Annotated in this window: 19 protein-coding genes; 10 read left to right on the top strand and 9 right to left on the bottom strand. The window is 70.6% G+C overall.

The annotated features are described in order from the left end of the window. Positions 1-37: 37 nt before the first annotated feature. A complete protein-coding gene (locus AB0J69_RS19845; protein WP_364118825.1) occupies positions 38-565 on the bottom strand; it encodes an NUDIX domain-containing protein in 528 nt (175 codons plus the stop codon). 356 nt (positions 566-921) lie between these two features. Between AB0J69_RS19845 and AB0J69_RS19840 the strand changes: the two genes are divergently transcribed. The 3 genes from AB0J69_RS19840 to AB0J69_RS19830 all read left to right on the top strand — a co-directional run bounded on the left by AB0J69_RS19840 (position 922) and on the right by AB0J69_RS19830 (position 4256). Then, entirely contained in the window at positions 922-2388 is a 1467-nt protein-coding gene (locus AB0J69_RS19840; RefSeq protein WP_364118823.1) for an ATP-binding protein, read from the top strand. Positions 2389-2460: 72 nt separating this feature from the next. Next, complete coding sequence (locus AB0J69_RS19835) at positions 2461-3078, top strand: sigma-70 family RNA polymerase sigma factor (protein ID WP_364118820.1); 618 nt, start codon at positions 2461-2463, stop codon at positions 3076-3078. After that, positions 3075-4256 carry a CU044_5270 family protein gene (locus AB0J69_RS19830; protein ID WP_364118816.1) on the top strand — a complete coding sequence of 394 codons (1182 nt, stop codon included), beginning with the start codon at positions 3075-3077 and terminating at the stop codon, positions 4254-4256. Before AB0J69_RS19835 ends, AB0J69_RS19830 begins: the two co-directional genes overlap by 4 nt. On the opposite strand, the gene AB0J69_RS19825 is transcribed toward AB0J69_RS19830, so the two are convergent. Then, positions 4257-4664: a hypothetical protein gene (locus AB0J69_RS19825; protein WP_364118813.1), complete on the bottom strand. Its 408-nt coding sequence runs from the start codon at positions 4662-4664 to the stop codon at positions 4257-4259. After that, positions 4661-4909: a hypothetical protein gene (locus AB0J69_RS19820; protein WP_364118810.1), complete on the bottom strand. Its 249-nt coding sequence runs from the start codon at positions 4907-4909 to the stop codon at positions 4661-4663. Before AB0J69_RS19820 ends, AB0J69_RS19825 begins: the two co-directional genes overlap by 4 nt. Positions 4910-5048: 139 nt before the next feature. On the opposite strand from AB0J69_RS19820, the gene AB0J69_RS19815 reads away from it, so the two are divergent. The 7 genes from AB0J69_RS19815 (at position 5049) to AB0J69_RS19785 (ending at position 10964) form a co-directional block, all read left to right on the top strand. After that, a complete protein-coding gene (locus tag AB0J69_RS19815; protein WP_364118808.1) occupies positions 5049-5255 on the top strand; it encodes a hypothetical protein in 207 nt (68 codons plus the stop codon). Continuing rightward, on the top strand, positions 5252-5404 hold the full coding sequence (locus AB0J69_RS19810) for a hypothetical protein (RefSeq protein WP_364118805.1): 153 nt from the start codon (positions 5252-5254) through the stop codon (positions 5402-5404). Before AB0J69_RS19815 ends, AB0J69_RS19810 begins: the two co-directional genes overlap by 4 nt. A gap of 111 nt (positions 5405-5515) precedes the next feature. Further along, positions 5516-6703 carry an RtcB family protein gene (locus tag AB0J69_RS19805; RefSeq protein WP_364118803.1) on the top strand — a complete coding sequence of 396 codons (1188 nt, stop codon included), beginning with the start codon at positions 5516-5518 and terminating at the stop codon, positions 6701-6703. Positions 6704-7118: 415 nt separating this feature from the next. Beyond that, positions 7119-8828 (top strand): discoidin domain-containing protein, encoded by a 1710-nt coding sequence (locus AB0J69_RS19800; RefSeq protein WP_364118800.1) that lies wholly within the window; start codon positions 7119-7121, stop codon positions 8826-8828. A 17-nt stretch (positions 8829-8845) separates the two neighbouring features. Continuing rightward, positions 8846-9688 (top strand): DUF1996 domain-containing protein, encoded by an 843-nt coding sequence (locus AB0J69_RS19795; protein ID WP_364118797.1) that lies wholly within the window; start codon positions 8846-8848, stop codon positions 9686-9688. A 61-nt stretch (positions 9689-9749) separates the two neighbouring features. Beyond that, a complete protein-coding gene (locus tag AB0J69_RS19790; protein WP_364118795.1) occupies positions 9750-10286 on the top strand; it encodes a DUF305 domain-containing protein in 537 nt (178 codons plus the stop codon). A 9-nt stretch (positions 10287-10295) separates the two neighbouring features. Further along, positions 10296-10964, top strand: coding sequence for a phosphotransferase (locus tag AB0J69_RS19785; protein WP_364118792.1), 669 nt, complete (start codon positions 10296-10298; stop codon positions 10962-10964). Positions 10965-11054: 90 nt separating this feature from the next. Here the strand turns inward: AB0J69_RS19785 and AB0J69_RS19780 are convergent, their stop codons facing one another. The 6 genes from AB0J69_RS19780 to AB0J69_RS19755 form a co-directional block, all read right to left on the bottom strand. Next, a complete protein-coding gene (locus tag AB0J69_RS19780) occupies positions 11055-11858 on the bottom strand; it encodes an NAD(P)H-binding protein (protein WP_364118789.1) in 804 nt (267 codons plus the stop codon). 169 nt (positions 11859-12027) lie between these two features. Next, positions 12028-12648, bottom strand: a complete 621-nt coding sequence (locus AB0J69_RS19775) for a phosphotransferase (protein WP_364118787.1) — start codon at positions 12646-12648, stop codon at positions 12028-12030. Further along, a complete protein-coding gene (narI, locus tag AB0J69_RS19770; protein ID WP_364118784.1) occupies positions 12645-13376 on the bottom strand; it encodes a respiratory nitrate reductase subunit gamma in 732 nt (243 codons plus the stop codon). Before narI ends, AB0J69_RS19775 begins: the two co-directional genes overlap by 4 nt. Next, on the bottom strand, positions 13373-13927 hold the full coding sequence (gene narJ / locus AB0J69_RS19765; RefSeq protein ID WP_364118783.1) for a nitrate reductase molybdenum cofactor assembly chaperone: 555 nt from the start codon (positions 13925-13927) through the stop codon (positions 13373-13375). The genes narI and narJ overlap by 4 nt, the downstream gene beginning before the upstream one ends. Continuing rightward, the gene (gene narH / locus AB0J69_RS19760; RefSeq protein WP_364118782.1) at positions 13924-15525 is read right to left on the bottom strand and encodes a nitrate reductase subunit beta; all 1602 of its coding nucleotides are present in this window, start codon (positions 15523-15525) and stop codon (positions 13924-13926) included. The genes narJ and narH overlap by 4 nt, the downstream gene beginning before the upstream one ends. Then, positions 15525-19016 (bottom strand): nitrate reductase subunit alpha, encoded by a 3492-nt coding sequence (locus AB0J69_RS19755; protein WP_364118780.1) that lies wholly within the window; start codon positions 19014-19016, stop codon positions 15525-15527. Before AB0J69_RS19755 ends, narH begins: the two co-directional genes overlap by 1 nt. Positions 19017-19019: the final 3 nt, after the last annotated feature.

Raw genomic sequence — 19019 nt, 5'->3', positions numbered from 1 at the left:
TCGCGCGGGGCGGGCCGGGCTGTCGCCCGGCGAACGCTCAGCCCATCTCACTGAGCAGGTACAGCAGCGCGTTCATACTGGTCCCACCCACGATGTCCCGCTTGTCGATCAATCGACGAATCTCCCTCAGCGAAACCCACTCCACACGCTCCGCCTCCCACGTGTCCGTGGGCGGCCCGATGTGCTGAGCGCTGTCAGCGCGAAAGATGTGATGCTCGGAGTCGGAGATGCCGTTGTTCGGCTGGGTGTAGAGCAACGGACGCAAGGGCCCGGGCCGCCAGCCGGTCTCCTCTTCGACCTCGCGCGCGGCGGCCTCCATCGGCTCCTCGCCCTCCTCGACTTTCCCGATCGGGACCTCCCAGCCCCATGTGTCGGTGATGAAGCGATGCCGCCAGATCAGCAGCACCCGGTTCTGCTCATCGGTGACGACCGCACCGGCTCCCGGTGCGGTCCGGATGAGCCGGTGATCGAGGTGCCTTCCGTCCGGAAGCTCCACATCCGCCATGCGGACATCCAGCCAGCGATCGGTGTAGAGCGATTCTTCCGAGTGGACCTGCCAGCGCATGCGGCTGCTCCCTGGGTGGACTCCTGGACCGGCACCACGCTACAAGGTGGGGGACTGACCGATAGGCCCAGGCCGGGTGGCGGGGCTCAAGGAGAGGAAGGCGGCCAAGGCGCCGTTCACCAGACCCAGCCGTCAGAGTTTCCGCCCGTGGAAGGCTGCCCTGACAGATCGAACGAAGCCCCGACCGCCATCACCCAGCGTGACATTGCCGCTACCGATACTAGTGGAGTGCAAGATGCCGGGGCGACTGGCATGGCGAGTTGAAACCTAATTAGTATGCTCGAAAACATACAAGTTAGGTGACGCCAGTGGAGAAGCCGCAGCGAGTGATGTCCCGGGGTGCCGAGTGGGCGGCCTTGACCCAATTCATCCAGCATCCGGACCCGCATCTTCGCCTCGGCGTCGTCTCGGGGCGGCGGCGGGTGGGCAAGAGTTTCCTGCTCCGGGCTCTCGCGGAAACCGCCGGCGGGCTCTACGTCTCGGCAGTCGCGGAGGAGGGCGTGGTCGCCGCGCGGCGACGGCTGGCGGCGGAGATCGCCCGATACGCGGGGGTGCCGGGCGAGCTGATCACCGACGCGGGATGGGAATCTCTCCTCGCGACGGCCATCGAATTGACGTCCGGCCGTGGCGGGAAGGCGCCGGGGGTCCTCGTCATCGACGAGTTGCCGTACTGGATGGCTCACTCTCCCGAGCTTCCCGGGCTGCTTCAGCTGCTGTATGACCAGTCCCAGGCCGGCCAGGGCGTCCCGGGCGGGCGCGTGATCGTCTGTGGTTCGGCCATGTCGGTGATGAACGAACTGCTCTCCGGCACCAAGGCCCTGCGCGGCCGGGCGGCGCTCGACCTGCGTCTGCAACCGTTCGATGTGAGGACCACGGCCAGGCATTGGGAGATCGACGACCCGGCCACGGCCCTGCGGGTGCACGCGATCCTCGGCGGTTCTCCCGGCTACCGGAGCCTGGCCAATGTCCCGCCCCCGCGGACCGTCGCAGACGTGGACGACTGGGTGCCCGGCACCGTCCTGGACCCGAGGCAGGCGCTCTTCTCCGGCAGCGAGGCCGAATACCTGTTGCGGGAGGACCCCAAGTTCACCGGCAGTGCGTTGCACTACGCGATCATCAACGCGGTCGCGAACGGGGCCACCAGTCCCGCGAAGATCGGCGGGCTGCTGGAGCAGCCGCGTACGTCGCTGACACGGCCCATCGACGGGCTGGTGAGCGCCGGATATCTGCGGTACGACACCGACCCCCTGTGGGAACGCCGCCCGGTGATCACCGTGGTCGACCCCATCGTGCGCTTCCACAATCTGATCACTGTGCCGCAGCGCGATCTCGTCGACACGGGGCAGGCGGCGGAGGCGTGGCGGCGTTCGCGGCCGGCCTTCGTCGCGGGCATCCTGGGGCCGCACTTCGAGCTCTGCGCCAGGGAATGGCTCCGGGGGCAGGCTGATCCGGCTCTCCGGGGGAACGCGGGCATGGTCACGGCAACCGTGGTCAACGACAGGAAGGGGCAGGCCAAGCACGAGATCGACGTCGTCGCCCTGGACAAGAGGGCGGGGCGGGCGGTCATCAGCGTCATCGGAGAGGCCAAGGCGACGGTCACCCGGCGGACCATGGCGGATCTCCAGCGACTGGAGCGGCTCAAGGAGCTGTTGGCGGAACACGGGCACGACACGGCGTCGGCCGTGCTGGCGCTGTTCTCGACGGAAGGTTTCCAGCCGGACCTCGTCGACGCGGCGCGGCGGAGGGGGGACGTGCTGCTGGTGGATCTGCTGTCACTGGTCGGTCGGGAAGAGCCGGTGACAGTGCCACGAAATTTCGGTTGATGCGTAACAACAGGAGGGCCTGGACCACTTCCTGGTGTCAGAAGAACGCATCCCGAACGAAGGGGCTGGGCGGTGACGGATGATGCGCACCGGTTCACCGGCATGTACGACGAATGCCGGCAACGCGTGTGGGCCTACGTGGTCAGCCGCGCGGGGCGGCAGGTCGCGGACGAGGTGGTGAGCGAGACGTTCGCGATCGCCTGGCGGCGGCTGGACGACGTGCCCGAGCCGGCGCTGCCGTGGTTGCTCGGGGTCGCCAGGAACGTGCTGCGTGACAACGTGCGTGCGGAGGTCCGGCGAGAGGCGCTCGCCGCCGAGCTGCGGGCCTGGACCGAGGGGGACGTGGCCGATCAGGTGACCGAGCGGCTCGGCGTGCTGCGGGCGCTGGCCGCGTTGCCGGAGGACGACCGGGAGATCCTCGTCCTCGTCGCCTGGCACGGACTGTCGCCCAAGGAGGCGGCCCGGGTGATCGGGTGCTCGTCGGCGGCGTACCGGGTGCGGTTGCACCGGGCTCGCAAGCGGCTCAGGCAGGCCATGGAGGCGGCTTCGGATCCGGGGCCGGCGGCTCAGGGACAGCGCGGCGGGCGGCGGCCGGAGTCCCACGGACCGCCCGGAGCAGCCGAACGCGCGAGAGTCGCGGAAACGCCGTCCATGCCCCACGTGCGGAATCTCAGCGAGGAGTGGTCATGAACCCCATCGACGAACTTCGGGCGGCCAGGCCCGCGCATCTCGGTGACCGGCCGGTGGATGAGAGCACCAGGGCCGTGGAGCTGGCGCGCGCCATGTCGGGGTCGAGGGAAGGACGGAGGCGGCGGAAGGCCGTGCGGCCGGCGTGGGGGCTGGGGCTGGCGGGAGCGGCGGCTGCCGTGACGGCGGCGGTGGTGGTCGTGTCGGGGAACGGGACCGTGCCGACGACGCCGCGCGCCCCCGGCGGGCAGGGCGTGGTGGCGAGCGCCGCCCCCAGCGGTACGAAGGCGCCCCGGGTGACGTTGTCCGCCCGGGAGGTGCTGCTGGCGGCGGCCGAGAAGGCGGCCCGGCAGGACGAGGGGAGCGGGGCCTACTGGCACAGCGTGTCGGTGAGCAGGAACCTGTACACGGTCGAGGGCGGCGGCTACCTGGTCGTGCAGCGGGACCGCAGCGAGGGGTGGACGCCCAGCGCCACCGGGGGCGAGCAGTGGTGGCGCAGCCGGTCGCTCGGCGCGGAGCCCGCCACCGAGGAGGATCGGAAGGCCTGGGAGCAGGCGGGGTCACCGGCCGAGTTCGAGGCGGTCGTACCGGGCAAGGGGCGCGGAACGGCGAAGTACGGCACCATCCCGCTGTCCACGTCTCCGGGGAAGGTCACGACGAGCCACAGCCCGCTGGTGGACGGCGACAAGGTGTTCTGGCTCGGGCGGAACGTCACCATGAAGGACCTGCGGGGGCTCCCGAGCGATCCCCGCAGGCTGAAGAAGTGGCTGATGGCCTCCTACGAGGGGCACGGGACCGAGTCCACCAGCGAGGAGATGTCGGGCGACGCCTGGCTGTTCAGGGTCAGCATGGGGCTGATCATGGACATGCCGGTGACGCCCGAGGTGCGCGGGGCGGCGTTCCGCATGCTGGCCGAGCTCGACGAGGTGAAGGTGACCGAGAACGTGACCGACGCCGAAGGGCGGCAGGGCACGGCCGTGTCCGTGGAGGAGAGCACGACGGGTGGCGGGGTCTACGAGAACCGGCTGGTCTTCGACGAGGCGACCGGGCAGCCCTTGGCCGGTGAGAACGTGGTGGTGAAGCCGGGCGGGCCGCAGGCCGGGTTCGAGCCGGGCGCGGTCTGGAACTCCACCGTGCTGATCGAGGCCGGATGGACCGACAGCGGCCCGGAGAGCTCCTGATCAGCCGCTCTGGCGGGCCTCGTCGTTGGCGTTCGTCCGGATCTGCTGGATGCGCTGCTTCGTCAGCCCGAGCAGCTCGCCGATGTCCCCGTCGGACAGGCCCAGCTCGTGCATGTGCTTGACCCGCTTCTTCAGTGTCCGGGTGTAGTCCTCGGCGATCGCGGCCGCCTGGCGCTGGAGGGCGGCGAAGTCGTCGAGGTCCTGCTCCGACAGGCCGGGCAGGGCGTAGTGGTAGACCGGCGCGGGCGGCTGGGCGCGGTCGGCGAACAGGAACGGGAGCCCCTCGGCGACGTCGCCGTGCAGTTCCTTGAGCGTACGGGCGGACATGCCGCCGGCCACGCCGTCCACCTTGGCCAGCCACAGGTTGCCGGCCATGGTGACGTGGACGTCAACGCGGTCTGCGGTCATCGATCCTCCAGCCATTCGTCGCCGAACAGGTGAGCGAGCCCCTGTTCGAGGGAGTCCACCAGGTGCGGGGTCTCCCCTGGGTACAGCGGGACGATCGCCCGGGCCGCGACGCGGCCCTCGGAATCCCATAGCAGGAGGAATCGCTGTCGCTTCGTCGTTTCCGCCCAGTCGCAGCGCAAGCCATGGAGGTGGGAGAGCCGGATGATCCGATCACGGATGGCCGCGTAGTCGTCTCGTTCCACCACACCCGGCAGACTATATCTCTTGCCTACCATCGACAAGGGTTCTTGTCGGCCGCATTGCGCCATGCGTGTTCGGTTGGGTGCGGGTCGGTCAGGACACGATCCACGCCCGGGTGAACGTCTCGACGGCGGTGCTCTCTACATGCTCAACCAGCTCGGCGCGGCGCTCGGCGTCGCCCTGGTCACGCTCGTGGTGCAGACCGCGGCCGGCCCGATCGGCGGGCTGCGCGGGGTCTTCTGGATCGCCGTCGCCACCAAGGTGAGCGTCCTGGCCCTCGTGCCGCTGCTGCCCGGCAGGGCGGGGGCGCCGACGGCCGTACGTGACGAAGAACTCGTGCGGAACCCATGAAGGCACTGGTGATCAACGACGGGATGGGGCGTAGAAGCTGCGGGATGCCGGTCGAGCAGGGCATCGGGCCGATCGTCGCGCGCATCGACGACCCGCCCGCCGAGCCGCTCGGTGCCTTCGCGCGGACCGGCGGATCAGCCTGGAGCTGATCGGGCCGGACAGATGTCCAATTCGGCCGGGCTAATTCGGTTGCGGTGGGTATGGGGATTCTGGCGTTATAGATCGCGTTCGGGATGTGACCGGGAGGGAGGCGATACAGGATGACGTACAACGAGGTGACCGGAACCCGGCGGCCCCTGAGGATGTGGGCGGAGCCGGAGGCGGTCGATCCGCAGGCGATGCAGCAGCTTCGCAACGTGGCGAACCTGGAGTGGGTCCACGGTGTCGCCGTCATGCCGGACGTGCACCACGGCAAGGGCGCGACGGTGGGCTCGGTCATCGCGATGAAGGACGCGGTGTCGCCGGCGGCGGTCGGCGTGGACATCGGGTGCGGGATGACGGCCGTGAAGACCTCGTACCAGGCTTCGCAGCTCCCGGACAACCTGGCCTACCTGCGCGGGAAGCTGGAGCAGGCGGTGCCGGTCGGGTTCGGGCACCACAAGCGGCCGGTCGACCCCGGCCAGGTGCAGGGGCTGAACACGGCCGGGTGGGCGGACTTCTGGAAGCGCTTCGACGACCTGGCGCCGGCCGTGATGGCGCGGCGCGAGCGGGCCGAGGTGCAGATGGGCACGCTCGGCGGGGGCAACCACTTCCTCGAGGTGTGCGCGGACGACGAGGGCTGGGTCTGGGTGGTGCTGCACTCGGGCTCGCGCAACATCGGCAAGGAGCTGGCGGAGCACCACATCGGGGTGGCCCGCGGGCTGGCGCACAACCAGGGGCTGGTGGATCGCGACCTGGCGGTGTTCCTCGGCCGGACGTCGGAGATGGACGCCTACCGGCGCGACCTGTTCTGGGCCCAGGACTACGCGCGGCGCAACCGCGCGCTCATGATGGGCCTGGTGTGCGACGTGCTGCGGCGTCACCTGCCGAACATCGCGTTCGAGCAGCCCATCTCCTGCCACCACAACTACGTCGCCGAGGAGCGGTACGACGGGGTCGACGTGCTGGTCACCCGGAAGGGCGCGATCCGGGCGGGCAGCGGTGAGCTGGGGATCATCCCGGGCTCGATGGCCACCGGCACGTACATCGTCAAGGGCCTGGGCAACAGCGCGGCCTTCAACTCGGCCTCGCACGGCGCGGGGCGGAAGATGAGCAGGACCAAGGCCAAGAAGACGTTCACGGTCAAGGACCTGCAGGAGCAGACCGCGGGTGTGGAGTGCCGCAAGGACCCCGGGGTGATCGACGAGATCCCGGGGGCGTACAAGGACCTGGAGTCCGTGATGGCGGCGCAGCGGGATCTGGTGCAGGTGGTCGCTCACCTGCGGCAGCTCATCTGCATCAAGGGCTGATCAGCCGCCCCTTCCGCACGATCAGCTCGGCCGGGAGGAGTACGGGGGTGCCCGGGCCGCGGTCGAACCCGGCCCGGGTGCCGCCTCCGACGTTGGACGGTTCACCTGCCTCCTCCGTGCTGAGAGAGCGCTCCCTCAGAAGGGTGAACCGCGGGGCGGGGGAGAGTCAAGACGGGGTGGAGCCCGGGGTTTCTTCGGCCCCGGGGAGGGGTGAGGGCGTTTCGTCGCCCTCGCGCACATCGTGGCCGGTCAGGGTGAACGGCGGGGTTCAGAGCGGCAGGGAGAGAGCGCTCTCTGATGCGTCGAGGAGGTTTCCGAAAGGTTAACCCAGACCTTGACAGAGGTTGGGGACGCGAGCAGTCTCCATCTCAGGGAGCGCTCCCTCGAACCATCCCTCCAGTTTGACGGAGACGTCGTGAGTCCACCCCGCAGCCCAGGTTTACGCCGCCTGGCGACGCTCGTCGCCCTCATGTTCGCCATGTCGCTGGTGGCGGTGCTGCCCGCCCGCGCCGCCGACCCCCTGCTGTCCCAGGGCAAACCCGCCACCGCCTCCTCCGCCGAGAACGCCGCCTTCCCCGCCTCCGCCGCCGTGGACGGCGACGCGGGCACCCGCTGGTCGAGTGCCTTCTCCGATCCGCAGTGGATCCAGGTGGACCTCGGCTCCACCGTCGCCGTCACCCAGGTCGAGCTGAGCTGGGAGGCCGCGTACGCCACCGCCTTCCAGGTGCAGGTGTCCGCCAACGGCACGTCCTGGACCACCCTCCACCCCACGACCACCGCGACCGGCGGGAACCAGACCCTGACCGTCTCGGGCAGCGGCCGGTACGTCCGCGTCCACGGCACCCAGCGCGCCACCCAGTACGGCTACAGCCTCTGGGAGTTCAAGGTGTACGGGACCGGCGGCAGCTCCGGCGGCGAGCGGCTGCTGTCCTACAACAAGCCCGGCGTCGCCTCCAGCTCCCAGCACGACGGCAACTGCTGGGAGTGCACCGCGGCCAGGGCGTTCGACCTGGACCCGGCCAGCCGGTGGGCCACCGCCGCCTGGACGGACCCGGGCTGGATCTACGTGGACCTCGGCGCGACCGCGCAGATCAGCAAGGTCGTCCTGCAGTGGGACCCGGCCTACGCCAGGTCGTACCAGCTCCAGGTGTCCAACGACGCGAACACCTGGACGACCGTCCACAACACGACCAGCGGCAGCGGGTTCAAGCAGACGCTGAGCGTGAGCGGCACCGGCAGGTACGTCCGCATGTACGGCACCCAGCGCGCCACCGCCTACGGCTACAGCCTGTGGGAGTTCCAGGTGTACGGCACCGGGGGCAACCCGACCGACCCGCCGGCCCCGCCGAAGGATCCCGCGAACCCGCCGGCCCTGGTGTGGGGCGACGAGTTCAACGGCCCGGCCGGCAGCAAGCCCGACGCCGCCAAGTGGCGGGCGGACCCGGGCACGGGGCCGAACAACGAGCTGGAGTACTACACCAACCACGACAACGCCTCCATGGACGGCCAGGGCCACCTGGTCATGGAGGCGCGCAAGCAGGCCACACCCGGGTCCGCCTGCCCGCCCGATCCGCTGACCGGCAGCACCACCTGCCAGTACACCTCCGCCAGGATGAACACCGGCACGAAGTTCCACTTCACCTACGGCCGGGTCGAGGCCCGGATCAAGGTGCCCAAGGGCAACGGGCTCTGGCCGGCGTTCTGGATGATGGGGGCGGACTTCCTGACCGGGCGGCCGTGGCCGTACAACGGCGAGATCGACATCATGGAGGTCCTCGGCAAGGACGTGAAGACGTCGTACTCGACGGTCCACGCGCCCGCGTACAACGGCGGCGGGGGCATCGGGTCGCCGTACACGCTGCCGAACGGCGCCGACTACTCCGACGACTTCCACGTCTGGGCCGCCAACTGGGACAGCAAGGGCATCGTCTACACGCTGGACGGCCGGACGGTGTTCACGCTCAGCAAGGACCAGGTGGAGCAGACGCGCGGCCCCTGGATCTTCGACCACCCCTTCTACCTCATCCTCAACCTCGCGGTCGGCGGCGACTGGCCGGGCCCGCCCAACACGGCCACGCCGTTCCCGTCCCGGATGCTCGTCGACTACGTGCGGGTCTACCAATGATCACCAAGGGAGCCGCCATGCTCGCCTCACGTCTCATCGCCCTGCTGTCCGTGTTGCTCGCGACGTTCGCCGTGGCCCCGCGCCCGGCGGTGGCCGAGCCCGTACGGGTCGCGGAGTTCCTCGCCGACTGCCCGTTCAGCCACCGGCTGCCCGACGACCCGATCGTCTTCCCCGGGCTGCCCGGCGCCTCGCACATGCACAGCTTCTTCGGCAGCCGGGTCACCAACGCCCACACCCAGCTCAACGACCTGCTGAACGGCGCCACCAACTGCAACCCGGCCGTGGACACGTCGTCGTACTGGGTGCCGACCCTCTACCGGGACGGCGCGCCCGTCGAGCCGGCCATCGTCACCTTCTACTACCTCGGCGAGGGGGTGCGTGACGACATCATCGCCAGGATCCAGCCGCTGCCGCTGGGGCTGCGGATCGTGGCGGGCAACGCCAGGGCGACCGGGCCCGACAGCACGACGATCTCCCGGTGGTCCTGCCTGCACGCCGGGCACGTGGGGGCGTCCAAGGACTTCGTGAACTGCCCGTCGGGGACGATGCTGGAGTCGTACCTGGACTTCCCGCAGTGCTGGAACGGGCGGGACCTGGACTCCGCCGACCACAAGAGCCACATGGCCTATCCGGTGGCGGGGGCGTGCCCGAGCACGCATCCCGTGCCGGTGCCGAAGTTGCGGCAGGTGATCCGCTACCCGGTGAGCGGTGACCCCTCGCACTTCCGGCTGTCGTCGGGAGGCGGGTTCACGATGCACGGCGACTTCTTCAACGCCTGGCCGGTGGCCGAGATGGAGCGCCGGGTGCGGGACTGCATCCGCCCGATCATCAAGTGCGGCGCCGACGGGCGCCCGTCGTAGATCCTTTCCACCGTCCGGGCGGGATGCCGCTCCCGCCCGGACCTGGCCCCGGGGAGTGCCGGTGCTGCGATGCCTGCTGCCGATTCTGGTCCTGGCCCTGGTGGGCTGCTCGGCTCCGGTCGAGCCCGTCGCCGAGCCCGACGCCGGCCCCAGGTTCAGCACGACCGATGTGGCCTGGTTGCAACTCGCCGACGCGCTGCACACGCGCGCGCTGCCCCTCCTCGCGCTCGCCCCAGAGCGTGCGGCCGAGCGGCCGCTGGGCGAGCTGGCGGCGCGGCTGGGCAGGGCGCATGAGGCGGGGCGCGGGCGGCTGCGCGCGCTGCTCGTCCGGGCCCGGATGACCGGCGAGAACCCGCACGCCCAGCACGACATGCCGGGCATGCCCACAGCCGAGGAACTGGAGGCGCTGAAGGGGTCGCGGGGCCGCGGCTTCGACCGGCGGTTCACCGAGCTGCTCCGGGCGTACCTGGATCAGCTCGTGCTGGTCGCCGACGGCGAGCGGAGCTCGGGCGGCGCCGCCGAGGTGCGGGAGCTGGCCGACGCGATGGCTCGCGAGCACGCCGCCGAACGCGCCGAGCTGGAGCGGATCGCCGCGTAGGTTGGGCTCATGGAGCTCGGGGAGCTGGTGGGGACGGGGCGCAGCGCGGACGTGTACGCGATCGGGGGCGGGCGGGTGTTACGCCGCTACCGGAGGGAGGTCGACACCGCGGGGGAGGCGGCGGTCATGGCGTACGTGGCCGGGCACGGTTATCCCGTTCCCGAGGTCTATCCCGATGAGAGCGACGCCACCGACCTGGTGATGGGGCGGCTGTCCGGGCCGACGATGTTGCGGGCCGTGGTCGACGGGGAGCTCACACCCGAGGAGGCCGGTGCGATCCAGGCGCGGCTGCTGCGGCGGCTGCACGAGATCCCGGCCATGGAGTCGTCGGACCCCGCCGACCGGATCCTGCACCTGGACCTGCATCCGGACAACGTGATGCTGACGGCGAGCGGCCCGGTGGTGATCGACTGGTGCAACGCCGGAGAGGGGCCGCCCGCGCTGGACAACGCGATGTCGGCGCTGATCCTCGCGCAGGTGGCCGTGGACCCGGAGTTCGCGTTCGCGCGGACGGCGCGGTCGACGCTCGTCGCGCTGGCGGCGGAGCTGGGCGGCGACCTGGACGTGGGCGAGCCGCTCGACCGGGTCAAGGCGCGCCGGGACGAGGACCAGGGGCTCACCGAGCGCGAGGTGGGGCTGCTGGGCGAGGCGGTGGAGCTGGTCAGGCAGCTCCGGTGAGCCGGGTCGGGGCCAGGAGGTGAGCGGAGGTCAGCGCCAGGCGGTGAGCCGGGGCCGGGATAGGAGTCAGGCGGCGAGCCGGGGCCCGGGTCAGCGCCAGGCGCCGGCGGCGGCGGCCTCCTCGGCGTAGGTCTCGAAGGACTTGGGCGGGCGGCCCGTCACCTGGCTCACCGTCTCCGCGACCGGCTGGTCGCCGAGGGCGCGCAGGGCCGCGAACGCCTTGGCCGCTTGGATCGACTCCCCGGAGAAGCCGTTGGCCGCGATGTAGTCCTCGTCGCCGCCCAGATAGCGCACCTCGCGCCCGGCCGCCCGGCCGACGATCCGCACGGCCTCCTCGAACGGCAGTGAGCGCGGCCCGGTGACCTCGTAGGAGCGCCCCTCGTGGCCCTTTCCCGTGAGGGCCGCCACGGCCACGGCCGCGATGTCGCCGGCGTCGACGAATGCCTGACCCACGTCGCCGAGCGGCAGCATCAGCTCGCCCGCCATGATCGCCGGTCGGAAGAAGCCCTCGTCGAAGTTCTGGTCGAACCAGCTCGGCCGCAGGATCGTCCACGCGGCGCCGCAGCCGCGGACCGTGCGCTCGGCGGCCAGGAGGCGCTCGTCGCCCATGGTCTCGATGCTCCCGCTGGACAGCAGCACGACCCGCTCGACGCCCCGCTCCACGGCCAGGGACACGAACGCCGGATCGACCGGGATGCCGTCGGGGGCCATCAGGTAGAGGGCCGACGCGCCGGACACGGCGGCCTCCCACGTGTCGGGCGCGGACCAGTCGAACCTGGTCTCGCCGCTCCTGGAGGCGGCGCGCACGGGGTGGCCGGCAGCTCTCAGCAGGTCGGCCACGCGACGGCCGGTGGAGCCCGTGGCGCCGAGGACGAGGATCACCTGATCGGTCATGCCCCGAGTCAAGCAAAGGACACCGACAGAACCGGTCAAGGGCGCGGGTGGCGGTCGGTGCGGGAGCGGTGGTGCTTCGGCCGGGTGCTCGTCGGGCCGGCGGTCCGGGACGTGCTCCACCCGCCGGACACCGGGGTGCGGGAGGGCGCGGAGGGGAACGGGACGCGGACTATTCGGTCCAGGCGGCGGTGGCGTCGAGGCGCTCGCGCCAGAGCTTCTCGCCGCCCCCGCCCGGCTCCCACCGGGCGCAGAAGTCGAGCAGGTCGCGGCAGCGCGCCACCATGGCCGCCTGGCGTTCCGGCCAGGCGGGGACGGGCTCGGCGTACGCGGTGAAGAAGTGCGACAGCAGCGGCACGTGCTCGGGGTGGTGGCTGCGGACGATCCACTCCAGCCAGGCCAGGTCCTCGACCGGCCGGCCCGGGTGGGCCCACTCCCAGTCGAGGATCGCGATGGTCTCGAACGTGGCCGGGTTGAACAGCATGTTCTGCGGGCCGTAGTCGCCGTGCACGATGCCGAGCCGGTGGATGCGCGACAGCATGCGCCCGCACTCGGTGAACACCTCCACCGCCCGGCCCTCGTCCAGGAGGTCCTGGCCGTGGGAGCCGTCCACGAAACGGGTGGTCAGGCTGGTGGCGGTGACCTGGTGGACGCGGGGGACCGGGAGACGGCCGCGCAGGCGGCGCAGGTATCGGCTCTCCGTGCTCAGCCTGAACGCCGCCTCGGGACCCTGGTAGCACTTCACGACCAGGGCGCCGTCGCCGAATGTGCTGTTGGTGTACCCGTGCTTCACAAGGGTCGATTCTGGCGTACGCGGACCCCTCCCGGGCGCCTCGGCACGCCATCCGGACGGCTCCGATACACGATGTAAGGACGGAACAAATAGCCCAACGGAGCGGAAAGCGCGTGCACCAAGCGGCTGAACGGGAAAAGTACGAACAGCACCATCCCGATGAGTGTGTGCACCTTGTAAAGATCGCTCGCGCGCGCCATCGCCTCGGCGTCCGGCCGCAGGATGAAGATCCCGCGGAACCAGGGCGCGACCGTGGTGCGATAGCTGACCTCGCTCGGCACGAACCCCGCCACCGTCGTCACCACACCCGCGACGATGGACCCGGCCAGCACCAGGTACATCACCTTGTCGTTGACCGTGGTCGCCAGGAACACGGGGCCCTGGGTGCGGCGGCGGTAGACGAGCAGGCCCAGCGCCACCAGGGTGACCACGCCGGCCAGGCCGCCCCAGATGAGCGCGTTGAGGTGGTAGACATCGTTGGACACGCCGACGGCGTCGGTCCAGGCGATCGGGATGAGCAGGCCAGTCACGTGGCCGACGATCACGAACAGCAGGCCGTAGTGGAACAGCGGGCTGGCCACGCGCAGCAGCGGGCTCTCGTAGAGCTGGGAGGAGCGGGTGGTCCAGCCGAACTTGTCGTACTTGTAACGCCAGATCAGCCCGCCCACGAAGATCACCAGGGTGAGGTACGGCGCGACCACCCACAGCGCGCTCTCGACCCAGGTCACAGGTAGCCTCCCACGCTCTCGGCCGGCGGCCCGGCGGCGGCCAGGCGGGCGGCCTTCGCCCGGTCCGCGGCGCTGATGGGCGGCAGGGCCGCGCACACCGTGCCGATCACGTGCCGGTACGGCGAGTCGCGCTCGGTCAGGGCGGTGAGCAGCAGTTCGAGCCCGGCCCGGTGCTCCACCAGCAGCGCGGCGCCCGAGGGGTCGACGGCGGCGAACTCCAGCAGCACCGGGAGGAAGTCCGGCAGCTCGTCGTCCATCAGCTCCCAGCCCGCCGCCCGGTAGCGGCTCTTCAGCGCGGCCAGCGACTCGCCGCGGCGGCGGGTGTCGCCGTCGGTGTAGTAGGTCAGGTAGAGGCAGCAGCGCCGCTGCAGGTCGAACGTGTCCACGTAGTGCGCGGCCAGCTCACCGGGGCCCAGGCCGGAGACGAGCCCGAGGAACGTGCCGAAGTGCGGCTCGGCGGCCTCCTTGATGAGCGGCAGGCGGCGCCAGAAGCGCTCGTCGGGATAGGCGAGCAGGTGGGCGGCGGCCTGCCAGACGACGGCCTGGGTCATGACTTCTTCCTCCTTGGTGGGAACAGGCCCGCCGGGGTGCCGCGGCCGTCCCAGTTGAGCAGGTTCACCCGGTCGCGGGTGATCTCGTCGCTGGTCTGGCGCTCCTTCAGGCCGTGGAAGCTCTCGATCGAGATCGGGGCCGGCTTGCCGGACGCCTCGCCGAACGGGCCCTGCATGCCCGGCCCCCCGTCGTAGTCGAGGCTGCAGCCGCCCTCCTCCACGACACCCGGCGGGTTGCCGTAGGCGGTCGGGATCACGTAGCGCTCGTCGTACTTGGCCAGGGCCAGCAGGCGGTACATGGCGCGCAGCTCCTCCTCGGACAGGCCGGCGTCCGGCAGGACCGGCCGCTCGCCGAGGTTGACCGCCCGCATGTACGAGCGCATCGCGGCCAGGCGGCGCAGCGCGGCGGTCACGGGCGCGGGGTCCCCGGCGGTGAACAGCTCGGCCAGGTAGTCGATGGGGATGCGCAGCGACTCGATGGCGGCGAACAGGTTGTCCGCGTCCTCGCCGTCGTGGCCGGTGGTGGACAGGGCGTCCACGACGGGGGAGAGCGGCGGGACGTACCAGACCATCGGCAGCGTGCGGTACTCCGGGTGCAGCGGCAGCGCTATCCGGTATTTCTTGATCAGGTCGTAGACGGGCGATCTGCGGGCGGCCTCCAGCCAGTCGGCGGGCAGGCCGGCCGTCTCTGCCTCGGGGCCGTGCGGGTCGATGAAGAGGTCGAGCTGCGCCTCGTACAGGTCGTGCTCGTCGGTCACCGAGGCGGCCTCGGTGACCCGGTCGGCGTCGTACAGCAGGACGCCCAGGTAGCGCAGGCGGCCCACGCAGGTCTCCGAGCAGACCGTGGGCAGCCCCACCTCCACGCGCGGGTAGCAGAACGTGCACTTCTCGGCCTTGCCGGTCTTGTGGTTGAAGTACACCTTCTTGTACGGGCACCCCGTCACGCACATGCGCCAGCCCCGGCACCGGTCCTGGTCGACCAGCACGATGCCGTCCTCGGACCGCTTGTACAGCGCCCCCGACGGGCAGGAGGCCACGCACGACGGGTTGAGGCAGTGCTCGCAGATGCGCGGCAGGTAGAACATGTACGCCTGCTCGAAGTCCAACTTGACCTGGTCCGACACCTTCGCCAGCACCGGGTCGGGGCTCGGGTCGCCGCCCAGGTTGTCGTCCCAGTTGGCGCTCCAGCCGATCTTCATCGGCTCGCCGCTGATCAGGGACCGGGGCGGCGCCACGGGGACGTCGCCGGACAGCGGGGCCGTGGTGAGGTTCTCGTAGTCGTAGGTCCAGGGTTCGTAATAGTCCTGGATGGAGGGCATCAGGGGGTTGGCGAAGATGCTCAGCAGCTTGCGCAGTCGGCCTCCCGCCCTCGGCTTCAGCGCGCCCCGGCGGGTCAGCTCCCAGCCGCCCCGCCAGCGCTCCTGGTCCTCGTAGCGCCGGGGATAGCCCTGGCCGGGGCGGGTCTCGACGTTGTTGAACCAGACGTACTCGACACCGGGCCGGTTGGTCCACGTCTGCTTGCAGGTGACCGAGCAGGTGTGGCAGCCGATGCACTTGTCCAGGTTCATCACCATGGCGATCTGGGCCATCGGCTTCATCAGTACCGCACCTCCTGTGATCTGCGCCGGATGGTGGTGATCTCATCGCGCTGGTTGCCCGTGGGACCCAGGTAGTTGAAGGCGTACGAGAGCTGGGCGTGGCCGCCGATCATGTGGGTGGGCTTGATGAGGACCCTGGTCAGGGCGTTGTGGATGCCGCCCCTGAGACCCGTGGCCTCCGACTTCGGCACGTCGATCAGGCGGTCCTGGGCGTGGTGCATGTAGACGGTGCCCTTCGGCATGCGGTGTGAGACGACGGCCCGGGCCACGACCACGCCGTTGCGGTTGACCGCCTCCACCCAGTCGTTGTCCGCGATCCCCAGGCCGGCGGCGTCCTCGGTGGACATCCAGATCGTCGGGCCGCCCCTGGAGAGGGAGAGCATGAGGAGGTTGTCCTGGTACTCCGAGTGGATCGACCACTTGCTGTGCGGGGTCAGGTAGCGCAGGGTGCCGCTCTCGCCGTACAGCGCGGCCAGGTCCAGCGGGGGGCGGTAGACCGGGAGCGCCTCGCCGTACTCGTGCATCCACTCGTGGTCGAGGAAGAAGTGCATGCGGCCGGTCAGCGTGTGCCAGGGCTTGCCGTGCTCGACGTTGATCGTGAAGGGGGAGTAGCGGCGGTCGTGCGACTCCTTGCCCGACCATTCGGGGCTGGTGGCGACGTGGGTGGGCCTGGCCTGGGTGTCGCCGAAGACGATGCGGTGCCCCTCGTGCGCCAGACCGTCGAGGTTCGCACCCGTGCGCCGGGCGAGCTGCCGGAAGCCCTGCACGGCCAGCCGGCCGTTGCTCACCCCCGACAGCGCGAGGATCGTCTCGCACGACTTGCTCTCGGTGTCGAGCTCCGGCCTGCCCTTGGCCGCGCCGCGCGGCACCAGGCCGCAGCACTCGCCCAGCCAGGTCACCTCCTCGTCGGGCAGGAACGTCACGCCCTTGACCGGGATGCCCAGCTTCTCCGTGAGCGGGCCCAGGGCGGCCAGCTTCTCCGCCGTCGCGCCGTAGTCGCGTTCGACCACCTTGAGGTCGGGGCCCCGGTCACCGGCGAGCTCGCCCGGGGTGTCGTGCTGGTGCGCGAGCGCCACCACGTCCCTGCGGACTCCCAGGTGCTTCTTGGCGAGGTCGCTGAAGGCGCGGGCGATGGCGTGGAAGGCGGCGAAGTCGGTCCTCGTCTCCCAGGGCGGGTTGATGGCCGGGTTGAAGGCGTGCACGAACGGGTGCATGTCCGTGGAGGACAGGTCGTACTTCTCGTACCAGGTGGCGGCGGGCAGCACGACGTCGGAGAAGACCGTGGAGCTGGTCATCCGGAAGTCCAGGGTCAGGAGGAGGTCCAGCTTGCCCACCGGCGCGTCGGGGTCGGGGTGCCGCAGGTTGGAGGCCGTACCGAGGAGGTGGTGCAGGAAATACTCGTTGCCCTTGGCGGAGGAGCCCAGCAGGTTCGAGCGCCAGAGGGTCAGCACGCGGGGCCAGTTGCGCGGGTCGTCCGGGTCCTCCGCCGCGTGCCTGAGCCGGCCCGCCGCGAGCTCGGCCCGGGTGTACGCGATGGGGTCGTCGGCGTCGCCCAGCTCCAGGGGGTTGCGGTCGAAGGCGGGCGCCATCGGCATCCAGCCGTTGCGGATCGACTCCGTCACCAGGTCGGCCGTGTGCTTGCCCCGGAACGCGCCCCTGGCCAGTGGGCTGGTCAGCTCGCCGGCGTCGAAGTGGTCGTAGCGCCACTGGTCGGTGTGCAGGTACCAGTACATGGTCCCGGGGACCTGCCTCGGTGGCCGTGCCCAGTCGAGGGCGCCCGCCAGCAGGGACCAGCCGGCCAGCGGGCGGCACTTCTCCTGTCCGACGTAATGGGCCCAGCCGCCGCCGTTGCGGCCCTGGCAGCCGGTCAGGACGAGGAGCGACAGGAAGGCCCGGTAGATCGTGTCGCCGTGGAACCACTGGGCGGCACCGGCGCCCAGGATGATCATGCACCTGCCCCGGGTCGCCTCCGCCGTCCTGGCGAACTCCCTGACGATCTTCACCGCCCGTCCGGCCGGCACACCGGTGATGGGCTCCTGCCAGGCGGGCGTGTAGGGCTCCGCCGGGTCGTCGTAGCCGGTGGGCCAGGTGCCCGGCAGGCCGGGGCGGTGCACGCCGTACTGGGCCAGGAGGAGGTCGTAGACCGTCGTGACCGTCCGGCCGGCGATCCGGTGGACGGGGACGCCTCTGCGGACCGAATGGCCGCCGTCGAAGCGGGGGAGCAGGACCTCGGCCGCCTCGGCCCCGTAGAGGGTGAGCTTCGGGGGCGAGTCCAGGTTCAGGTTCCAGCGGCCCATGCCGGAGTCCGTCCAGCGGAAGCCGGCCGAGCCGTTCGGGACCACGGGCTCGCCGGTCTCCGCCATGAGGACGGTCTTATGCTCGGCCGCCTCCTCCTCCGAGCCCAGGTCCCTGGCCGTGAGGAAGCTGCCGGGCACGTACGCGTCCCCGTGCCGCTCCAGCGTGACCAGGAACGGCAGGTCGGTGAAGCGCTTGACGTAGTCGGCGAAATAGGGGGTCTCCCGGTCGACGAAGAACTCCTTCAGCAGCACGTGCCCCATCGCCATGGCCAGCGCCCCGTCCGTGCCGGGCCGCACGGAGAGGAACTCGTCGGCGAACTTGGCCGCGTCGCTGTAGTCGGGGGAGATCACCACGACCTTCTGGCCCCGGTAGCGGGCCTCGGCCATCCAGTGGGCGTCCGGGGTGCGGGTGACGGGAACGTTGGAGCCCCACATCATCAGGTACGCGGCGTCCCACCAGTCCGCCGACTCCGGCACGTCCGTCTGGTCGCCGAACACCTGCGGGGAGGCCACCGGGAGGTCGGCGTACCAGTCGTAGAAGGACAGCATCGTGCCGCCGATCAGGGACACGAACCTGGCGCCGGTGGCGTGGGAGACCATCGACATGGCCGGGATGGGGGAGAACCCGGCGATCCGGTCGGGGCCGTAGGTCCTGATGGTGTGGACGTGGGCGGCGGCGATCAGCTCGGTGGCCAGATCCCAGCTGACGCGGACGAGGCCGCCGTGGCCTCTGGCGCTCTGGTACTTCGCCCTCTTGTCGGGATCTGTGGTGATCTCGGCCCACGCGGCCACCGGGTCGCCGAGGCGTTCCTTCGCCTCCGCGTACATCTCGACCAGGACACCCCGCGCGTACGGGTAGCGGATCCGGGTCGGCGAGTAGGTGTACCAGGAGAAGGCGGCGCCGCGCGGGCAGCCGCGCGGCTCGTACTCGGGGCGGTCGGGGCCCACGCTCGGATAGTCGGTCTCCTGGGTCTCCCACGTGATGATGCCGTCCTTGACGTACACCTTCCACGAGCACGAGCCCGTGCAGTTCACGCCGTGCGTGGAGCGGACCACCTTGTCGTGGCTCCAGCGGTCACGGTAGAAGGCGTCGCCTTCCGTGCCGCCCTTCAGGAAAAGGGTGTGCAGGTCGCCGGTGGTCGTCGATCTGCGCAGGAAGCGGCCGGTCTTCAGCAGGACGTCCTCGGCGCTCATACC

This window comes from Nonomuraea sp. NPDC049709 (assembly GCF_040674815.1).
Taxonomy (GTDB): domain Bacteria; phylum Actinomycetota; class Actinomycetes; order Streptosporangiales; family Streptosporangiaceae; genus Nonomuraea.
Note: the sequence above shows the minus strand (reverse complement) of the source record. Positions and strands in the feature narration are given on the sequence as shown.

Bases quoted from the DNA above. Each gene is read 5' to 3' on its own strand.
- AB0J69_RS19845 (WP_364118825.1), bottom strand. From the start codon at position 565: ATGCGCTGGCAGGTCCACTCGGAAGAATCGCTCTACACCGATCGCTGG.
- AB0J69_RS19830 (WP_364118816.1), top strand. From the start codon at position 3,075: ATGAACCCCATCGACGAACTTCGGGCGGCCAGGCCCGCGCATCTCGGT.
- AB0J69_RS19825 (WP_364118813.1), bottom strand. From the start codon at position 4,664: ATGACCGCAGACCGCGTTGACGTCCACGTCACCATGGCCGGCAACCTG.
- AB0J69_RS19815 (WP_364118808.1), top strand. From the start codon at position 5,049: ATGCTCAACCAGCTCGGCGCGGCGCTCGGCGTCGCCCTGGTCACGCTC.
- AB0J69_RS19810 (WP_364118805.1), top strand. From the start codon at position 5,252: ATGAAGGCACTGGTGATCAACGACGGGATGGGGCGTAGAAGCTGCGGG.
- AB0J69_RS19805 (WP_364118803.1), top strand. From the start codon at position 5,516: ATGACGTACAACGAGGTGACCGGAACCCGGCGGCCCCTGAGGATGTGG.
- AB0J69_RS19795 (WP_364118797.1), top strand. From the start codon at position 8,846: ATGCTCGCCTCACGTCTCATCGCCCTGCTGTCCGTGTTGCTCGCGACG.
- AB0J69_RS19785 (WP_364118792.1), top strand. From the start codon at position 10,296: ATGGAGCTCGGGGAGCTGGTGGGGACGGGGCGCAGCGCGGACGTGTAC.
- AB0J69_RS19780 (WP_364118789.1), bottom strand. From the start codon at position 11,858: ATGACCGATCAGGTGATCCTCGTCCTCGGCGCCACGGGCTCCACCGGC.
- narJ (WP_364118783.1), bottom strand. From the start codon at position 13,927: ATGACCCAGGCCGTCGTCTGGCAGGCCGCCGCCCACCTGCTCGCCTAT.
- narH (WP_364118782.1), bottom strand. From the start codon at position 15,525: ATGAAGCCGATGGCCCAGATCGCCATGGTGATGAACCTGGACAAGTGC.
- AB0J69_RS19755 (WP_364118780.1), bottom strand. From the start codon at position 19,016: ATGAGCGCCGAGGACGTCCTGCTGAAGACCGGCCGCTTCCTGCGCAGA.